The organism is Streptomyces sp. cg40, assembly GCF_050320165.1.
In the GTDB taxonomy this organism is placed as follows: Bacteria; Actinomycetota; Actinomycetes; order Streptomycetales; family Streptomycetaceae; genus Streptomyces; species Streptomyces hokutonensis.
In genome coordinates, this window is sequence record NZ_CP190128.1 from 1,048,371 (window position 1) to 1,064,759 (window position 16,389).

General features: G+C 70.8%; 17 protein-coding genes. 9 read left to right on the forward strand and 8 right to left on the reverse strand.

From position 1 onward, the window contains the following. The first annotated feature begins 21 nt into the window (after positions 1 to 21). From ACQHII_RS04610 to ACQHII_RS04640, 7 genes are all read left to right on the forward strand, one after another. The gene (locus ACQHII_RS04610) at positions 22 to 1,146 is read left to right on the forward strand and encodes an FAD-dependent monooxygenase (RefSeq protein WP_427917989.1); all 1,125 of its coding nucleotides are present in this window, start codon (positions 22 to 24) and stop codon (positions 1,144 to 1,146) included. After that, a complete protein-coding gene (locus ACQHII_RS04615; RefSeq protein WP_427917990.1) occupies positions 1,143 to 2,150 on the forward strand; it encodes an amidohydrolase family protein in 1,008 nt (335 codons plus the stop codon). The genes ACQHII_RS04610 and ACQHII_RS04615 overlap by 4 nt, the downstream gene beginning before the upstream one ends. Further along, on the forward strand, positions 2,147 to 3,127 hold the full coding sequence (locus ACQHII_RS04620; RefSeq protein WP_427917991.1) for a cyclase family protein: 981 nt from the start codon (positions 2,147 to 2,149) through the stop codon (positions 3,125 to 3,127). The genes ACQHII_RS04615 and ACQHII_RS04620 overlap by 4 nt, the downstream gene beginning before the upstream one ends. 8 nt (positions 3,128 to 3,135) lie before the next feature. After that, entirely contained in the window at positions 3,136 to 4,506 is a 1,371-nt protein-coding gene (locus tag ACQHII_RS04625; RefSeq protein ID WP_427917992.1) for an FAD-binding oxidoreductase, read from the forward strand. Between the two features lie 3 nt (positions 4,507 to 4,509). Further along, a complete protein-coding gene (locus ACQHII_RS04630) occupies positions 4,510 to 5,466 on the forward strand; it encodes a fumarylacetoacetate hydrolase family protein (RefSeq protein WP_427917993.1) in 957 nt (318 codons plus the stop codon). A gap of 159 nt (positions 5,467 to 5,625) precedes the next feature. Continuing rightward, positions 5,626 to 6,618 (forward strand): LysR family transcriptional regulator, encoded by a 993-nt coding sequence (locus ACQHII_RS04635; RefSeq protein ID WP_427917994.1) that lies wholly within the window; start codon positions 5,626 to 5,628, stop codon positions 6,616 to 6,618. 37 nt (positions 6,619 to 6,655) lie between these two features. After that, positions 6,656 to 7,429, forward strand: a complete 774-nt coding sequence (locus tag ACQHII_RS04640) for an SDR family NAD(P)-dependent oxidoreductase (RefSeq protein ID WP_427917995.1) — start codon at positions 6,656 to 6,658, stop codon at positions 7,427 to 7,429. A 16-nt stretch (positions 7,430 to 7,445) separates the two neighbouring features. Here ACQHII_RS04640 and ACQHII_RS04645 read toward each other — a convergent pair whose 3' ends face one another. Beyond that, complete coding sequence (locus ACQHII_RS04645; protein WP_427917996.1) at positions 7,446 to 8,411, reverse strand: zinc-binding dehydrogenase; 966 nt, start codon at positions 8,409 to 8,411, stop codon at positions 7,446 to 7,448. Positions 8,412 to 8,534: 123 nt separating this feature from the next. On the opposite strand from ACQHII_RS04645, the gene ACQHII_RS04650 reads away from it, so the two are divergent. Then, positions 8,535 to 9,017, forward strand: a complete 483-nt coding sequence (locus ACQHII_RS04650) for a MarR family winged helix-turn-helix transcriptional regulator (RefSeq protein ID WP_427917997.1) — start codon at positions 8,535 to 8,537, stop codon at positions 9,015 to 9,017. Here the strand turns inward: ACQHII_RS04650 and ACQHII_RS04655 are convergent. The 7 genes from ACQHII_RS04655 to ACQHII_RS04685 form a co-directional block, all read right to left on the reverse strand. After that, positions 9,014 to 10,264, reverse strand: coding sequence for an RNA polymerase sigma factor (locus tag ACQHII_RS04655; protein ID WP_427917998.1), 1,251 nt, complete (start codon positions 10,262 to 10,264; stop codon positions 9,014 to 9,016). The two genes, ACQHII_RS04650 and ACQHII_RS04655, sit on opposite strands and share 4 nt — an antisense overlap. Beyond that, entirely contained in the window at positions 10,261 to 10,602 is a 342-nt protein-coding gene (locus ACQHII_RS04660; protein ID WP_427917999.1) for a YciI family protein, read from the reverse strand. Before ACQHII_RS04660 ends, ACQHII_RS04655 begins: the two co-directional genes overlap by 4 nt. Next, a complete protein-coding gene (locus ACQHII_RS04665; protein WP_427918000.1) occupies positions 10,599 to 11,243 on the reverse strand; it encodes a YciI family protein in 645 nt (214 codons plus the stop codon). The genes ACQHII_RS04660 and ACQHII_RS04665 overlap by 4 nt, the downstream gene beginning before the upstream one ends. A 142-nt stretch (positions 11,244 to 11,385) precedes the next feature. Continuing rightward, positions 11,386 to 12,918 (reverse strand): MFS transporter, encoded by a 1,533-nt coding sequence (locus ACQHII_RS04670; protein WP_427918001.1) that lies wholly within the window; start codon positions 12,916 to 12,918, stop codon positions 11,386 to 11,388. Between the two features lie 11 nt (positions 12,919 to 12,929). After that, positions 12,930 to 13,343, reverse strand: coding sequence for a VOC family protein (locus tag ACQHII_RS04675; RefSeq protein WP_427918002.1), 414 nt, complete (start codon positions 13,341 to 13,343; stop codon positions 12,930 to 12,932). Between the two features lie 6 nt (positions 13,344 to 13,349). Next, a complete protein-coding gene (locus tag ACQHII_RS04680; RefSeq protein ID WP_427918003.1) occupies positions 13,350 to 14,120 on the reverse strand; it encodes an SDR family NAD(P)-dependent oxidoreductase in 771 nt (256 codons plus the stop codon). A gap of 162 nt (positions 14,121 to 14,282) precedes the next feature. Continuing rightward, the gene (locus tag ACQHII_RS04685; protein WP_427918004.1) at positions 14,283 to 15,203 is read right to left on the reverse strand and encodes a zinc-binding dehydrogenase; all 921 of its coding nucleotides are present in this window, start codon (positions 15,201 to 15,203) and stop codon (positions 14,283 to 14,285) included. A gap of 99 nt (positions 15,204 to 15,302) precedes the next feature. On the opposite strand from ACQHII_RS04685, the gene ACQHII_RS04690 reads away from it, so the two are divergent. Continuing rightward, positions 15,303 to 16,130, forward strand: a complete 828-nt coding sequence (locus tag ACQHII_RS04690; protein WP_427918005.1) for a class I SAM-dependent methyltransferase — start codon at positions 15,303 to 15,305, stop codon at positions 16,128 to 16,130. Positions 16,131 to 16,389 lie beyond the last annotated feature (259 nt).

Here is a 16,389-nt window from a genome sequence, read left to right on the forward strand (position 1 = left end):
CTACGTTCGCAAGGATCGCCCATGCCCGTACAGAAGGTGCTCGTCGTCGGCGGCGGCATCACCGGTAGCGTGCTGTGTCTCGCGCTCGCCCAGCGGGGCGCCGAGGTGGAGCTCGTCGAGATCTCTCCGCAGTGGTTCGGTGTGGGCCATGGCATCACCGTCCAGGGCAACGCGCTCAAGGCGCTGCGTTCCGTGGGCGTGCTCGACCGGGTGCTGGCCCGGGCGGTGCCGTTCGACATCATGCGGCTGCGCACAGCCGACGGCGGGCTCATCACCGAGTTGAACACCCCGCACACCGGCGGGCCCGAACTGCCGTCCACGGCGGGCGCGTTGCGGTCTGATCTACAGGACGCGCTGTGCGACGCGGTGCGCGGGCACGGGGTGCGGGTGCGCCTCGGACTGAGCGTGGTGCGGCTCGACCAGTCGCCCGACCACGTGGACGTCGCTTTCACGGACGGTTCGACCGGCCGCTACGACCTCGTCGTGGGCGCCGACGGCATCAACTCGGCGATGCGCGCACTGATCGGCATCGACGCCAAGCCCCGTCCCGTCGGCATGTCGATCTTCCGGGTCGTCGCGGAGCGCCCGGCCGAGATGGACTGCGCCGAGGTGTACTACGGCGGCCCCCGCTTCAAGGCCGGCTACAGCCCGATCTCGCCGGACCAGTGCTACGCCTATCTCCTCGACGAGAACCTCGACGCCTCGCTCATCGGCCCGCGCGCCCCGCTCTCCCTGCTGCGCGAGCGCGGCGCCGGATACGGCGGGACCTGGGGGAAGATCCTCGCCTCGCTGCCCGACGACACGGCGGTCGACTACCGCTGGATCGAAGCGATCCTCGTCGACGAGCCCTGGCACCGGGGCCGTGCGATGGTCATCGGGGACGCCGCTCACGCCTGTCCCCCGCTGATCGCGCAAGGCGCGGCGATGTGCATGGAGGACGCGGTACTGCTGGCGGAACTGGTGACGGCGGACGAGCCGACGGAGAAGGCCCTGGACCGCTTCATGGCCAGGCGGCTCCCCCGGGTGCGGATGGTTCTGGAGAACTCGCTACGGCTCGCCGACTGGGAAATCCACCCCGGCACGCCCGGCGCCGACCCCGCCCGCATCATGTCGGAGACGCTCGACAATCTGACGGCGGCGGCGTGACCGCCTCGCCCGTGGTCGACTTCCACGGCCACCTCGCCGTCCCCGCCGCCGACGCCCTGGTCGCCGGAACCCCGGGTCTCACCGCCGAGCTGGCCGCCGAGCAGCGCGCCCACTCCCCCGCGTCCCTGGCCGCCAACCGCGCCCAACTCCAGCGCCTGGCAGCCCAGTTGACCGACGTGACAACCCGACTCGGGGACCTCGACGCGATGGGCGTCGACATCCAGGTGGTCGGCCCGATGCCGATGCACCACTACTGGGCGGACCCGGACCTCGCGATCGACCTCGCCCGTACGGTCAACGCGGCCGTGGCCGCCCACTGCTCCACGGCACCGGACCGGCTGTTCGGCCTGGGCACCGTCCCGCTCCAACACCCGGACCTGGCGGTCGCGTTGCTGGACCAGGCGGTCAACGACCATGGCCTGTACGGCATCAGCGTCTCCACGACGGTCGACGGCCGCGAACTGGCCGACCCCGCACACGACACGGTGTGGCAGCGGGCCGAGGACCTGGGCGCGGTCGTGTTCGTCCACCCCTGGGGCTGCTCCCTCGGCGAACGCCTGGCGACCAACTACCTGGGAAACACGGTCGGTCAGCCGGTGGAGACGACGGTCGCTCTCTCCCATCTCATCTTCACCGGTGTTCTCGACCGTTTCCCGCGCCTGAAGCTGGTGGCGGCGCACGGCGGCGGCTATCTGCCGACGTACGTCGGCCGCTCGGACCACGCCTGGCGGGTACGCGAAGACGCGCGCGGCTGCGCCGAGTTGCCCAGTTCCTATCTGCGGCGGATGTGGTTCGACGCCCTGGTGTACACCCCGCGCGGACTGCGCCGGCTCGTCGAGGAGGTGGGTGCGGACCGGGTCGTCCTCGGCACGGACCACCCCTTCGACATGGGGGTCGACGACCCGGTGGCCCGCCTGGACGCGGCCGGTCTGGACCCCGCCGACCGGGCCGCGATCGCCGGGGGCAACGCCCTCGACCTGCTGTTGAAAGGACACACCCGATGACGACCCGCCCCGCTCTCGGCCCGATCGAGGAAGAGCTCGCCAAGGCCCGTTCCGCCTACCGCAATTGGGGCCGCTGGGGTGAGGACGACGTGCTCGGCACCCTGAACTTCATCGATGACGCGATCCGCGCCCACGCGGTCGGCCTGGTGCGGCGCGGGCGGTCCTTCTCGCTCGCCCAGGAGTTCAACGAGTCGGGCCCGCAGCGCGGTTTCCGCGGTCGTATCAACCCGGTCCACTACATGAAGGACACCGGTTCCGACGCGGCGGCCGGCACCCAGGGTTTCCCGCACGGCTTCGGCGGCGCCGACGACCACGTAGTCATGCCCTTGCAGGCCTCCACCCAGTGGGACGGTCTCGGCCACATCTACGACAACAAGCAGGCGTGGAACGGCCGTCCGTGCACCATCGTCAACGGCGACGGCGACTCGGTCACCGGCATCGAGCACATGAAGGACGCCTTCACCAGCCGCGGGGTCCTGCTCGACGTGGGCCGTGCGGTCGGCGACGAGAACGGTGAACTCCCCGACGGATTCCCCATCCTGGAGGAACACCTGCGCGCCACCATCGAGGCCCAGGGCGCGACGAGTTCGGTCCGACGCGGCGACCTCGTCCTGATCCGCACCGGCCAACTCGGCCGCGTACGACGGCTCGGCGCATGGGGCGGCTACGCCGCCGGTGACGCCCCCGGCCTCTCCTTCACCACCCTCGGCTGGCTGCACCGCACCGAGATCGCGGCAATCGCCTCCGACACCTGGGGACTTGAGGTACGGCCCTACGAGTTCCCGCAACCCGCGATGTCCCCGCTGCACCAGATAGCGATCCCCAACATGGGCCTCCCGCTGGGCGAGATGTGGGACCTGGAGGCTCTGGCCGAGGACTGCGCGGCCGACGGCGTCTTCGAGTTCCTGCTGGTCGCCGCGCCCCTGCCGGTCACCGGTGCGGTGGGCGCCCCCGTCAACCCGATCGCGATCAAGTGAGTACGCACGTGAACCTGAACCGATTCTCCGGCACCCTCCACCTCCCGGACGACGAGGACTTCGAGACGGCGTGCTTCGGCCGGGTCTTCAACGCCCGCCGCCCGCCCGACCGTTCACCGGCCGCCGTCCTGATGGCCGAGTCGGAGCAGGACGTCGTAGAGGGGGTACGGCTGGCCCTGGAGCGGGGCTGGCAGGTCGCCGTCCGTTCCGGCGGGCACAGTTGGGCCGCCTGGTCGGTGCGCGAGGACGCGCTGCTGATCGACCTCGGAGGCTTCCGCGAGATGGCGTACGACCCGGAGACCCGCATCGTGACGGCAACCCCGAGCGTCAAGGGCGGCGACGAACTCAACCCGTATCTCGGCGAGTTCGGCCGCTTCTTCAACGGCGGGCACTGCCCCTCCGTCGGCATCGGCGGCTTTCTGCTCCAGGGCGGGCAGGGCTGGAACGCGCGGGGCTGGGGCTGGGCGGCGGAGAACATCGCGGCGATCGATGTCGTCACCGCCGAGGGCGAGTTGGTGCACGCCGACGAGACCCACCACAGCGACCTGTTCTGGGCGGCACGCGGTGCGGGACCCGGCTTCTTCGGCATCGTCACCCGCTTCCACCTCCGCACCCGCCCGCTGCCGCAGCACCTCGGACACACCGTGCACGCCTACCCGCTGGACCTGTTCGACGAGGTCATGACCTGGCTGCACGGCATGCACCACACGGTCTCGGACCTGGTGGAGATCGTCGCGCTCACGCAGACACCGCCCGACCTGGACGAGCCGGTCCTGCTGGTCACGGGCGTGTCGATGACCGACACAGCCGAGCAGGCCGCGGAGGCGCTGACGCCGCTGCACGCCAACCCGTACGCGGACCGGGCCCTGTTCCGCGTGGAGGCCCAACAGACCACCCTGGCCGAGCAGTTGGCGGGCCAGCGCACCGCCAACCCCGAGGGCCACCGCTACCTGGTCGACAACGCCTGGCTGACCGGCCCGGCCGAGGAGGTCGTACCGGCGATCCGCAAGGCGTTCACCGAGCACCCGACCCGGCAGACCTTCACCATCTGGTTCTCCATGGCGCCGTTGCGCCAACTCCCGGAAATGGCCTTCTCGTTGCAGTCGGAGATCTACTGCGCCACGTACGTCGTCCACGACGACCCCGCGCGGGACGCGGAGCTGCGCACCTGGCTGGACGGGGCGATGGCCGACATGCAGCCGGTGACCGCCGGCCAGTACCTCGGCGACTCCGACTTCACCGTGCGGCAGTTGAGGTTCATGGGCGACGAACAGTGGCTGCGGCTGCGGGAGATCAGGACCGCACGTGACCCCAAGGGGCTCTTCGCCGGCTATCTGAGCGCGGGGACCGTCACCAACACCAACCACTGGGAGCAGTGAGCGATGCGTTTCGCGACATACGAGTACGAGGGCGTGGAGCGCGCCGGAGTCGTCCGGGACGGGACCGTCCATCCGCTGCCCGAAGGTGTCACCGTACTGACCCTGCTGGAGCAGGAGGTGCTGCACGCTGCGGGTACCGAGGCCCTTAGGCAGCCCAGCGACTTGACGGTGGATCAGGTGCGGCTGCTGCCGCCGCTGAAGCCGCCGTCCATCCGGGACTTCGTCGGTTTCGAGGCGCACATCGAGGGGGTGTCGAAGTCACTGGACGGTCTTGAGCACGTTCCCGAGGAGTGGTACCGGGCGCCCAACTTCTACTTCACCAACCCCCATGCCGCGTACGGCGCGCACGACGACGTACCGGTGCCCGCGGGCTGCTCGGTGCTCGACTTCGAGCTGGAGGTCGGGGTCGTCATCGGCCGCGGCGGGCGTGACCTCACGCCGGAGCGGGCACGTGAGCACATCGTCGGCTATCTGGTCTTCAACGACTGGTCGGCGCGCGATCTCCAGAAACCGGAGAAGAACCTCGGGCTCGGCTTCTCCAAGGGCAAGGACTTCGCGAACACGCTCGGTCCCTGCCTGGTCACCGCCGACGAAGTCGAGGACCGGCGCGACCCGGACGGCTTCCTCGACCTGGAGATGACCGTCACCCTCAACGGCGAGCTGATCGGCCGCGACACCCTCGCCAACATCTCCTGGACCTTCGAGGAGATGATCGCCTACGCCTCCCGGGACGCCTGGGTGCGCCCCGGGGACATCCTCGGCTCGGGCACCTGCGGCTGGGGCGCGCTGGCGGAGTTCTGGGGCCGGGTCGGCGAGCGCAACCCTCCGCCGCTCCAGCCCGGCGACGAGGTGACCCTCGCGGTGGAGCGCCTCGGCACCCTCTCCAACCGTGTGGTGCCCGGCCGTACGGACGTGTACCTGCCGCGGGCCCGCAAGCGCGGCCGGACCCCGAGGCCGTAAGACCGGACGGTCGAACCCTTCCGACCTGCACACATCCGGGGATCCGATGGCAGCTATCGGATCCCTGTGACTTGTCTCCCGGACTCTTCCTCGGCGGGAGGGCGGTCGTTACGCTCCGGTTTCACCGAGCTTCAACGACGCGGCCGGAAGGACAGGCGCATGGGTCTGGGAGCAATCGACCTGAATCTTCTGGTGGCTCTGGAAGCCCTCCTGGAGGAGAAGAACGTCACCCACGCGGGGGTGCGGCTGTCCACCAGCCAGTCCGCGATGAGCGGTTCCCTGGCCCGGCTGCGGCGGCACTTCAACGACGAGCTGCTGGTGCGGGTGGGCCGCGAGTACGAGCTGACCCCGCTCGCGGAGCGGCTGCTGCCGGTCGTCCAGTCCTCCCTGCACAAGGCGGAGGAGGCGCTGTCGCTGACCAGGCACTTCGATCCCTCGCGCAGCCGGCAGCGGTTCTCGGTCGTGATGTCCGACTACGTGATGACGGTGTTCGTGGAACCGCTGCTGCGGGCCCTCGCGCAGGAGGCGCCCGGCATCCGGATCGACTTCCACCCGATCGTCATCGGGCAGCTGGAGACGGAGACGCATCTGCGCTGTCACGACCTGATGATCGTGCCGCTCGGCTACCAGCTGCCGGGCGTGAGCGAGGCCGTGATGCACGACCGGTTCGTGTGTCTCGTCGATCCGGACAACCCGCGTCTGGTGGACGGGCGGCTCTCGCTGCGCGACCTCGCCGAGATGCCGCACGCGGCCTGCGCCGTCGGCAAACTCACGCCCGCCGACCGGCAGTTGGAGACCCTGGGCATCACACCCCGGGTGCAGGTGAGCACGCCCGGCTTCAACGTGCTGCCGTTCCTGGTCAGCGGTACCGACCTGGTCGCCGTGGTGCCCGAGCGGCTCGCCCGGCGCTACGAGGGCTTCGCGCGCTGCGCCGTCGTACCGACGCCCTTCCCCGACGTACCCCTGGTGGAGGCCATGTACTGGCACCACAACCGGCACGCGGACCCGGCGCACCGCTGGCTGCGGGAGACGGTCCGCAAGGTGGGCGCGTCGCTGGACGACCCGGTGGTGCGCGAGATCACCGACGAGATCGCCGGCGCGGATGCCACCCATGCCGATCGTGCGTTTCCGGAGCTGACCGCGGCTTCCTAGCGTGGACGGGGACAGCCCGCACCCCTTGGAGGCAACCGTGAGCCGCACGCGTCTGGCCGGTCGTACCGTCGTCGTCACCGGGGCCGCGCAGGGCCAGGGAGCCGCCGAGGTGGAGGCTGCGGCCCGCGAGGGGGCGACGGTGGTCGCGACCGACGTCCTCGACGAGGCGGGCGAGAAGCTCGCCGCGTCCCTGCGTGCGGACGGCCTGGACGTCACCTACCGGCACCTGGACGTGTCGTCGGAGAACGACTGGGCGGACCTCGCGGCTTCCCTCACCGAAGTACACGGACTGGTCAACAACGCGGGCATTCCCATGCGGGCGCGGCTCGGTGACGTCCAACTCGCCGACTGGAACCGGGCGTTCGCGGTGAACACCACGGGCGCCCTGCTCGGCATCCAGGCGCTCACCCCACTGATGCCGCCCGGTTCGTCCATCGTGAACGTCGGCTCGGTCGCGGGTCTCACCGCGCATCACGCGGTCGCGTACACGACCAGCAAGTGGGCGTTGCGCGGCCTGTCGAAGGTCGCCGCGCTGGAACTGGCGCCGCGCGGCATCCGTACGAACCTGATCCACCCCGGCTACATCGAGACCCCGCTGATGGCGTCCGCGAACCCGGTGTTCGTACAGGCCCATCTGTCGCTGACGCCCCAGGGCCGGGCCGGGACGGTGGACGAGGTGGCGCCGCTGGTCGTCTATCTGCTGTCCGACGAGGCGTCCTACGTCAACGGCGCGGAGATCACCGTGGACGGCGGATACGCGGCGCACGGCGGGGTGAAGGCGATCACGAACGCGCTCGACGACGCTTCGTGACGACGGCATGGCCCCGTCAGGACACCAGGACGGTGCGTACGCCGGGAGCCTCGGGCGCGTTCCAGGCGCTCTCGACATCGGCGAGGGGTACCGGCGCGGCGGTGACCGCGATGCCACCGTTCTCGATCTCCTCGACGAGGGACGGAAGTTGCTCCAGATACGCCCTGGCGGACACCGCGCCCTGGCCGTTGCCCTGAAGCCGGAAGTTCGCCGAACGCAGTGCCACTGACGGGAGTTCGATGGTCGGGCCCGCCATGGAACCGATCTGGATCCAGTTCAGGGCTCGGCTGCGATCGGCGCGGGCCCGGAGCAGCGCCATGATCGCGTCACCGGCCGGCTTGCCCCACAAGTAGTCGATGACCAGGTCGACTTCGGCGGCCTCCTTGGCCAGTTCCGCCGCGGTGGCGTCGGCGTCGTCGGTGAGCGCGACGGTCGCGTCCGCGCCGATTCCCGGCAGGGCCGCGAGGCGGGTCAGGTCCCGTCCGGCCCCGACGACCCGGCCGGCGCCGAGCCGTTTGGCGACCTGGACGGCCATCTGGCCGGCGTTGCCGGTCGCGCCGAGGATCAGCACCGACTGCCCGGGCTCGATCGGGACGCGGCGGCGCAGCGCCACCCAGGACGACATCGCGGGGTTCATCGCGGCGGCGATCTTCACCACGTCCACGCCGTCGGGGAGCGGAACGCTGCGGCGGCCGTCGATGACGGTCCGGGTGGCCATCGAGCCGGCCAGTCCGTCGTCGGCGACGAAGTACACCAGCCGGCCGTCCGCGCGCCGGCCGACCCCGTCCACTCCGGGCACCATCGGCAGCCTTCCGGTGCTGGTGTAGTGGCTGCCCGAGGCACCGGTGCGCACGCGGGGGTGCAGGCCCACGGCGAGGACGTCGACGAGTTCCTGGTCCTCGTCGGTGGGGGCGGGCAGGTCGAACGGCTCGTAGCGGGGCGGGGCGTCGAACGAGTGGACCACGGCGGCATGGACGTCCATGGGAGTTCTCCTCGGCTTTGGTACACGGTTTGGTACGCGACACAGAAAGTACGTGACAAAGAAAGTACGTCGCACCAATTAAATTAGTAGGTGCCGCGTACCTTTGCAAGTAGAATCCGGTCCATGACCTCACCGCACGACGCGCAGCCCCCGGCGACCGAGGACCTCGGCCTGGTCGACGCCCTCGCCCAGTTGTCGTTCCTGGTGCAGAACGCGCTGGCCGAGATCGCCGGAGAGTACGACCTTTCGCTCACCCAGACCCGGCTGCTCGGGATCCTGCGGGACCGGGAACCGACGATGAACCAGCTCGGCCGCCACCTCGGCCTCGACAAGTCCTCGATCACCGGCCTCGTCGACCGGGCACAGCGCCGAGGGCTGGTCACCCGGACGGTCAGTACCGCCGACCGCCGCTCGTTCCAGGTGTCGATCACCGACGCCGGCCGCGAGCTGGCGACCCAGGTCGCCGAGCGCTTCGCGAAGCAGATCGAGAGATGTGCCGCGCCGCTGCCCGAGGCCGACCGCAGGCGGCTGTCCCGGCTGGCGACCAGGATCGTGACCGCCGACGCCGAGGCCCACGGGGTCGATCTGGGCACGAACCGGGACTAGGACAGGGACCTCAACCGCCGTTCCAGGAAGCGTCGTTCCGCGTCGTTCTCCACCAGCTCCAGCGCCCGCCCGTACGCTTCGGCCGCCTCCGACGTACGACCGCTGCGGCGCAGCAGATCGGCGCGGGTCGCGGGCAGCAGGTGGTAGTCGGCCAGTTCGCCCGAGCGCTCCAGCTCGGCCACCAACTCCAGCCCCACGTCCGGTTGTTGGGCCATGCCGACGGCCACCGCGCGATTGAGGCGCACCACGGCCGAGGGCACGAAGCGCTCCAACTCGCCGTACAGGGCGGCGATATCGGCCCAGTCGGTGTCGGCGGCGGTGGGTGCGGTGGTGTGGCAGGCGGCGATGGCGGCCTGGATCTGGTACGGCCCGGGGCGACCCCGACGCAGCGCGGCCTCCAGGAGGGCGGCGCCCTCATCGATCTCCAACCGGTCCCACGCCGTGCGGTCCTGGTCCTCCAGTGTCACCAACTCGCCGTCCGCGTCCACACGCGTGTCACGGCGGGCGTCGTGCAGCAGCAACAGCGCGAGCAGGCCAAGCACTTCGGGCTCGTCCGGCATCAACCGGGCCAGCACACGGGCCAGTCGGATCGCCTCGGCACAGAGGTTCGTGCGGACCAGGTCGGCGCCGGACGTGGCCGCGTATCCCTCGTTGAAGAGGAGGTAGACCACGCCGAGCACGCCCGTCGTGCGCTCGGGCAGCAGATGCGCGGGCGGCACCCGGTACGGGATACCCGCGTTGCGGATCTTCTTCTTGGCGCGCACCAGCCGCTGCGCCATGGTCGCCTCGGGAACGAGGAAGGCACGGGCGATCTCTGGGGTGGTCAGCCCGGCGAGCGTGCGCAGGGTGAGGGCGACCCGGGCCTCGATGGGCAGTGCGGGATGGCAGCAGGTGAAGAGCAGCCGCAGCCGGTCGTCCTCGACTCCGCTGTCGTCACCGTCGTACTCCGGGTCGTACGGTCCCTCGTCCCGCCCCAGCACCGCGACCTCCCGGAGTTTCGCCGCCCCGACCGCCTCCCGGCGCAGCACGTCGAGGGCGCGGTTGCGGGCGGTGGTGGTCAGCCAGGCGCCGGGGCGGCGCGGGACTCCGTCGCGCCGCCACCGGTCGAGCGCCTGGGCGAAGGCGTCCTGCGCGCACTCCTCGGCGAGGTCCCAGTCGCCGGTCACCCGGATCAGGGTGGCGACGACCTGGCCCCACTCCTCGCGGAAGGCGGCGGCGACCGCCTCCTCGACGTCCGGCACGTTCACTCCCAGACCGGCCGCACCTCGACCGAGCCGCCGGCGAGCGCGGCGGGGTGCCGGGAGGCGAGCGAGATCGCCTCGTCCAGGTCGGCGACCTCGATGATGTCGATGCCGGCGACATACTCCTTCGACTCGACGAACGGGCCGTCGCTGAGCAGGACTTCGTCGCCCTGGACGCGGACGGTGGTGGCGTCGGACGACGGCCGCAGCCGGGCCCCACCGCGCATCAGGTCACGGCTGCGGACCTCCTCGATGTAGGAGGTGAAGCGGGGGTCGTCGGCGATCTCGGCGGGGCCGAGTTCCTCGCCGTCCACGGGGGTGCAGATCAGCAGGACGTACTTCATGGCTGCTCCCCGGTCTTCTCGGTGGCGAGTGAGATGTGCTCGTGGATGATCTCCCAGCGCAGTCCGGTGTCGCGGTAGCCGGTGGTCACGCGCAGTACGTCGTCCAGCGGCCGGCCGTCGGTGCGGGTGCCGCGCAGCCGGACGAGGGCGTGGCCGAAGGCGATGGACTCGTCGACGTGGACGTGGAACTCCAGCACCTCACGCGTCAGTGGCCAGGTCACGCCCCCGAGGACGTCCTCCACGGCCTTGCGGAAGGCGGCGGTCCCGGGCCGTTCGGCGTCGAGCGCGCGGATCTGCGTCTCGCCGTCCTCCTCGCCGTCCATCGGCCAGAAGGGGCGTACCTCCATGGCGCCGATGGTGGCCACGGGGTGCTCGGCGGCGGCCTCGACGGCCTCCTCCAGGGTGTCGCACTCCAGGATGTCGAATCCGGCGACGTACTCCTTGGTCTCGGCGAACGGCCCGTCCGTACGGAGCACCTCGCCGCCGCGCACCCGTACGGTGACGGCGTCGGCGGGCAGGGCGAGCCGGTGGCCGTGCAGCCGTACGCCGCGGTCGCCCAGTTCCTCCACCCAGGGTTCGACGGGTGCCATTCCGGAGGCGTCGGCGGTGTCGTCGCCGCACACGAGCAGCATGTACTTCATGGATCCTCCCGGTCCTCATGAGCTTCCTACACCCCACCGACGAACGCGGCCGTGCCGAATCGACACCCCCTTCGGAAATCTCCTCCGGAAACACGAGGAGGCCGGGGCGACAGGGCCCCGGCCTCCTCCTACGACGTACGGCCTACGCGGTCGCCGCCTGCACCGACGGCTCCCCCGCGTCCACGGTCGAGCGCTCGGTGTTCTTGCGGACCAGCAGCAGGGTGACGACCGCGCCCAGCAGGGAGGCGCAGCCGCAGATCACCACGCCGAGGGCCATGCCGTGGCCGAGGGCGGTCTGCGCGGCGGCCTTGGCCGAGGCGCTGCCCGCGTTGACGACGGCGAGGGGTCCGGCCGCCTTCTCCATGCCCGCGTCGGCACCGCTGAGCTTGCCGACGAGGGCGGAGGAGGCCGCGCTCATCGCGATGGTGCTGATGACAGCCGGGCCGAGGCCCTGGCCGAACTCGCGGACCAGGCTGGTCGCGCCGCTGGCCATGCCGGTCATGTTGATCGGTACGGCGTTCACGGCGGCGGAGGTCAGCGAGGACACCACGCAGATGAAGCCGACGCCGAGCAGCAGCACCGGGCCGAGGAAGGCGGCGAGGGAGGTGGTGGTGATGGGCAGGGCGGCGATCCAGAACTGTCCTGCGGCCATGGGCAGCAGGCCGCCCATGAGGAGCCAGCGGGCGTCGACGCGGGTGAGCATCTTGCTGAGCACCGGCGCGAGCAGCAGCGGGATCAACTGGAGGATCACGAACGGCATTCCGGCCCGCAGCGGGCTCAGGTGCATCACCGCGCCGAGGCGGATCGAGACGCAGTAGGCGGTGCCGATGAAGCCGAACATGCCGGCCAGGGCGACGACGGCCGCCGCCGCGAAGGAGGGGATCTTCAGCAGGCCGAGGTTGAACATCGGGGAGGCCGCGCGGGTCTCCGCGACGACGAATCCGACGAGCGCGACGGCCGCCAGGGTCAGCGAGCCCACGATCGCCGCGCTGCCCCAGCCGCGGTCGCCGCCCTCGATGACGCCCCACAGCAGGGCGGTCAGGCCGATGGCGATGGTGATCTGTCCCGGCCAGTCCAGCGCGCGGCCCTCGGGCGCCTTGGAGTCGGTGACGAGCTTCCAGGAGGTGACCGCGACGATCAGACCGAGGACGACCGGGGGCACGAACGCCCAGCGGAAGTCGGCGACCGTGGCGAGGACCCCGGAGGACAGCGGGCCCAGCGCGGAGGCCAGGGAGATCGACAGCGCCCAGGTGGAGACGGCTTTCGCCCGGTCCTTGCCGTCCGGTGTGGCCGCCGCGATAACCGCGAGGGAGCTGGGGAACAGCGCGGCGGCGCCGATGCCGGCCAGGGCCTGCCCGGTCCACATCATGGTGATGTTCTGCGAGGTGGCGTTGAGGAGTTCACCGAGCGCCAGAACGAGCCCGCCGAGCACCAGCAGCCGCTTGCGGCCGAAGAGATCGCCCACCACACCGAAATTCAGTTCCAGAATCGCGGTGGGGAGAATGAACGCGGAGGTGACCCAGGCGACCTGGGAACCCGAGGCGCCGAATGCGGCCTGGATTTCCCCGTTGATGGGCGAGGGAACGGTAATGCACAACTGTGCCGCCGCGACCGCGAGACAGCACGCTATGAGCGTTCCGGGGTCCAGTCTTTTCAAGGAGATCGAATCCGTCATCGTGCGTGCCCTCACTCTGCGTTTTTCTCTATGAGTTCGATGAGATTTCCCTCGGGGTCGCTGACCCAGGCCATGCGCACTCCGGGCTCGGGGGACGGCCCGGGTGCCATGACCTCGCCCGCGCCACGGGCCACCAACTCCTCGTGGACGGGGTCGAGTTCGGGGGTGGTGACCGCGAAGTGCCCGTATCCCTCGGTGAGTACGGCGGTCATCGGGTCCGGCGCGCGAAGGCCGGGGGCGGAGCCGGGTCTGGCGAGCAGCTCGATGCGCCAGCCCCGCGGATGCTCCAGCACGACGCCTCGGAGACCGGGCCCTTCGAGGTGGAACTCGAAGACGGTCTTGAGGCCGAACGCGCCCTGGTACCAGGCGGTTTGGGCGGTCAGGTCGCGTACGTTGACGCCCACGTGGTCGAGTCGGGTGGTCACGGCGGCTCAGCCCGCCATCGCGGTGTCGCCGCCGTCGACCATGAGGTTGGCGCCGTTGACGAAGGCCGCCTCGTCGGAGCAGAGGAAGGCGGCGGCCCGCGCGATGTCCTCGGGCTGCCCCACCCGCCCGACCGGGATCCGCGCCTCCAACTGGGCCCTGGGGCCGTCCGGATCGTCGAGGAAGGGTGCGGTGGCGGAGGTGCGGGTCATGCCGGGGGCGATGGTGTTGACGCGGATGCGGTGCGGGGCGCCGGCCGCGCACAGATGCATGCTCATCGCCAACACCCCGCCCTTGGCGGCCCCGTGGGGCACCATCGGCATGAACGGCGCCCCGCGCACGGCGGCCACGGAGGCGACGTTGAGCACGGCCCCGCCACCACGGGCGATCAGGTGCGGCCAGGCGGCCTGGGTGCAGAAGTAGGGGATGTCCAGCTCGTTCTTGATGGTGAAGTACCAGTCCTCTGCGGGCATGGTCTCGAACGGGCCGTTCCGCAGCGCGGAGGCGTTGTTGTAGAGGATGTCGATCCCGCCGAAGGCCGCGATCCCGGCCTCGATCCACTCGCGGGCGCCGTCCTGGGTGGACAGGTCCACGGGTGCGAGGGACCGCATGATTCCGCCGGCCTTTTCGACGAGTTCCACGGTTTCCGCGGCACTGTCCTCGTCGATGTCACAGCCGAAAACCTCGGCGCCCTCCGCCGCGAATATCTGCGCCGCGGCCCGCCCTATTCCTGCCCCCGTTCCACTGATGAAAGCGATTTTCCCGGCCAGTCGACCCATGATTGCCAAGTCCCTTGTCCCGTGCCGCCGTGGTGCGGTGGTGGCAGCGTAGGTACGGCCATTGACCAGAACAAGAAATGGGTCAACGAAGGGCCATCGGGGGTTCGTATGGCTGGTATGAGGCGCGGAGCGGAGGACCCGCCCCGGGTTTCACAGGAATCGTCAGCGGACGTCGAGGACGGCCTTCCCGCGCAGGCTGCGACCGCTCAGCGCCTCGACGGCCTCGGTGATCCGGTCCCACGGGCCGCGCCAGCCGACCGGCACCCGCAGCCGGCCGTCGCCGACCAGCGCGAGCAGCCGCCTCAACTGCGGCTGCCGGTCGGTGAGTCCACCGCCGTTGTAGACCGACACGATCGCCTTGGGGGTGCTGCTGCCCAGCGTGACACCCACGGGCAGCACGGCCTCCCGCCCGGCGGCCCAGCCGACGCTCTGCAGACTGCCGCCCGGGGCCAACAGGCCGTAGGCGGAGACCAGTTGGGCCCCGCCCACGGTGTCGATCACGACGTCGAGGGGTTCCTTCACCTCGTCGACCCCGGCCACCACCTCGTGCGCCCCCAGCTCACCGACCCACCGCGCGCCGTCCTCGGAACCGGCCACGCCGATGACGTACGCCCCGCCCAGCGCCGCGAGCTGTACGGCGAACCCGCCGACCCCGCCGGACGCCCCGGTGACCAGGACCCGACGGCCGAGGAGCGGCCCGGCCTGTTCCAGCGCGCGCAGGGCGGTACCGGCCGCGACGGGCAGGGTAGCGGCCTCACCGAGGTCGACCTCGTCCGGCACCACGGCCACATCGGCGACGTCCAGGGCGCGCAGCGCGCCGAATCCACCACTGTCCCCGTAGCCCACGACCCGGCTCCCCACGGCGGGCCCGCTCCCGTCGGCGGCGCCCCGCACGACCACTCCGGCCGAATCGAAGCCGATCACGTCACCGGGCGCGCCCCGCTGCGCGAAGTACAGCTCGGCCGAGTTGAGCGAGGTGTGCCGGACCTCCACCAGCAGCTGCCCCGGACCCGGCGCCGGATCGGCCGCCTCCCCGAGCCGCAGCCCACCGGCGGCCTCCGGATCCACGATCAGTGCGCGCACGACCTGCCCCTCTCGCCTTAGGTCACTCGTCTCGGGACAACCGGCGCGGAACCGGTGTTCTTCCCGCCGTCCGTCGCCCGATCACGGTTGGATGGAACCATGAGCACCGACGAGCACGCACGGCTGATGCGCGCCAACCAGGCCAACTGGGACGCCCGCACCCCCGTCCACCTCGCCAGCCGGTTCTACGGCCTCGACGGGGACCCCGACCCTGACCGCTGGTTCGCCGCCTTCGAGTGGGACGACCTCGGCGAACTCGCGGGCCGTGACGTGCTCCACCTCCAGTGCCACCTCGGCACCGAGACCCTCGCGTTCGCGCGACGCGGGGCACGGGCCGTGGGGCTCGACTTCTCCGAGGCCTCGGTGAAGGCCGCGACGGACATCGCGGCGAAGGCGGGCCTCGACGTCGACTACGTGCGGGCGAATGTGTACGACGCCGTCGAGGCCCTGGGGCAGCGGCAGTTCGACGTCGTGTACACCGGCAAGGGCGCGCTGTGCTACCTGCCCGACCTCCCGCGCTGGGCTGAGGTGATCGCCCAACTCCTGCGCCCCGGCGGCCTGTTGTACATCGTCGAGTTCCACCCCCTGCTCAACTCCCTGGGCCCGAAGCCGAATCCGGGCGAGGGACCGGAACTCCTGCTGCGCCACGACTACCTGGGCGGCGGCGGTCCGGTGCACCGGGACGCGACGTTCACGTACACCGACGGCCCGGCCGTCGCGGACGCGACCGACAGCTATGAGTGGATGCACGGAATAGACGAGGTCATCAACGCGTTGACGACGGCAGGACTGAACATCCGAAGGCTCCGCGAGAGCGACGAGCTCCCGTGGCCGCGCTGGCCCCGGATGGAGCGGACCCCGACCGGCTGGTGGCGCCTGCCAGAGCCGCGGATCCCCCTCCTCTACGGCCTGCTGGCGAGCCGCTGAGCCATACCTCACACCCAGAACCGCACCGGGTGTGCTACGGTGCGGTCAGCACTTGTGTACGCCCCGTTCCGGGCGCCGGTGCCAGCACCACTTCTTCTCCGCCGACCGGCCCGTCGATTCCGACCGGCACACGGCTTCTTCACATCACTTCGTGACCGGCGTTTTTTCCGCCGCACCCGAGGTGATGTTCCCGCCGCCCCGAGGAGCGCTCATGCGCCCTCCCTCCGCGGCTTCTCCCCCTTCCTTCCGCATGACACAT

Excerpts from the sequence above, each read along its gene's own strand:
- ACQHII_RS04610 (WP_427917989.1), top strand. The coding sequence starts at position 22 with ATGCCCGTACAGAAGGTGCTCGTCGTCGGCGGCGGCATCACCGGTAGC.
- ACQHII_RS04620 (WP_427917991.1), top strand. The coding sequence starts at position 2,147 with ATGACGACCCGCCCCGCTCTCGGCCCGATCGAGGAAGAGCTCGCCAAG.
- ACQHII_RS04630 (WP_427917993.1), top strand. The coding sequence starts at position 4,510 with ATGCGTTTCGCGACATACGAGTACGAGGGCGTGGAGCGCGCCGGAGTC.
- ACQHII_RS04635 (WP_427917994.1), top strand. The coding sequence starts at position 5,626 with ATGGGTCTGGGAGCAATCGACCTGAATCTTCTGGTGGCTCTGGAAGCC.
- ACQHII_RS04645 (WP_427917996.1), bottom strand. The coding sequence starts at position 8,411 with ATGGACGTCCATGCCGCCGTGGTCCACTCGTTCGACGCCCCGCCCCGC.
- ACQHII_RS04650 (WP_427917997.1), top strand. The coding sequence starts at position 8,535 with ATGACCTCACCGCACGACGCGCAGCCCCCGGCGACCGAGGACCTCGGC.
- ACQHII_RS04660 (WP_427917999.1), bottom strand. The coding sequence starts at position 10,602 with ATGAAGTACGTCCTGCTGATCTGCACCCCCGTGGACGGCGAGGAACTC.
- ACQHII_RS04665 (WP_427918000.1), bottom strand. The coding sequence starts at position 11,243 with ATGAAGTACATGCTGCTCGTGTGCGGCGACGACACCGCCGACGCCTCC.
- ACQHII_RS04670 (WP_427918001.1), bottom strand. The coding sequence starts at position 12,918 with ATGACGGATTCGATCTCCTTGAAAAGACTGGACCCCGGAACGCTCATA.
- ACQHII_RS04680 (WP_427918003.1), bottom strand. The coding sequence starts at position 14,120 with ATGGGTCGACTGGCCGGGAAAATCGCTTTCATCAGTGGAACGGGGGCA.
- ACQHII_RS04690 (WP_427918005.1), top strand. The coding sequence starts at position 15,303 with ATGAGCACCGACGAGCACGCACGGCTGATGCGCGCCAACCAGGCCAAC.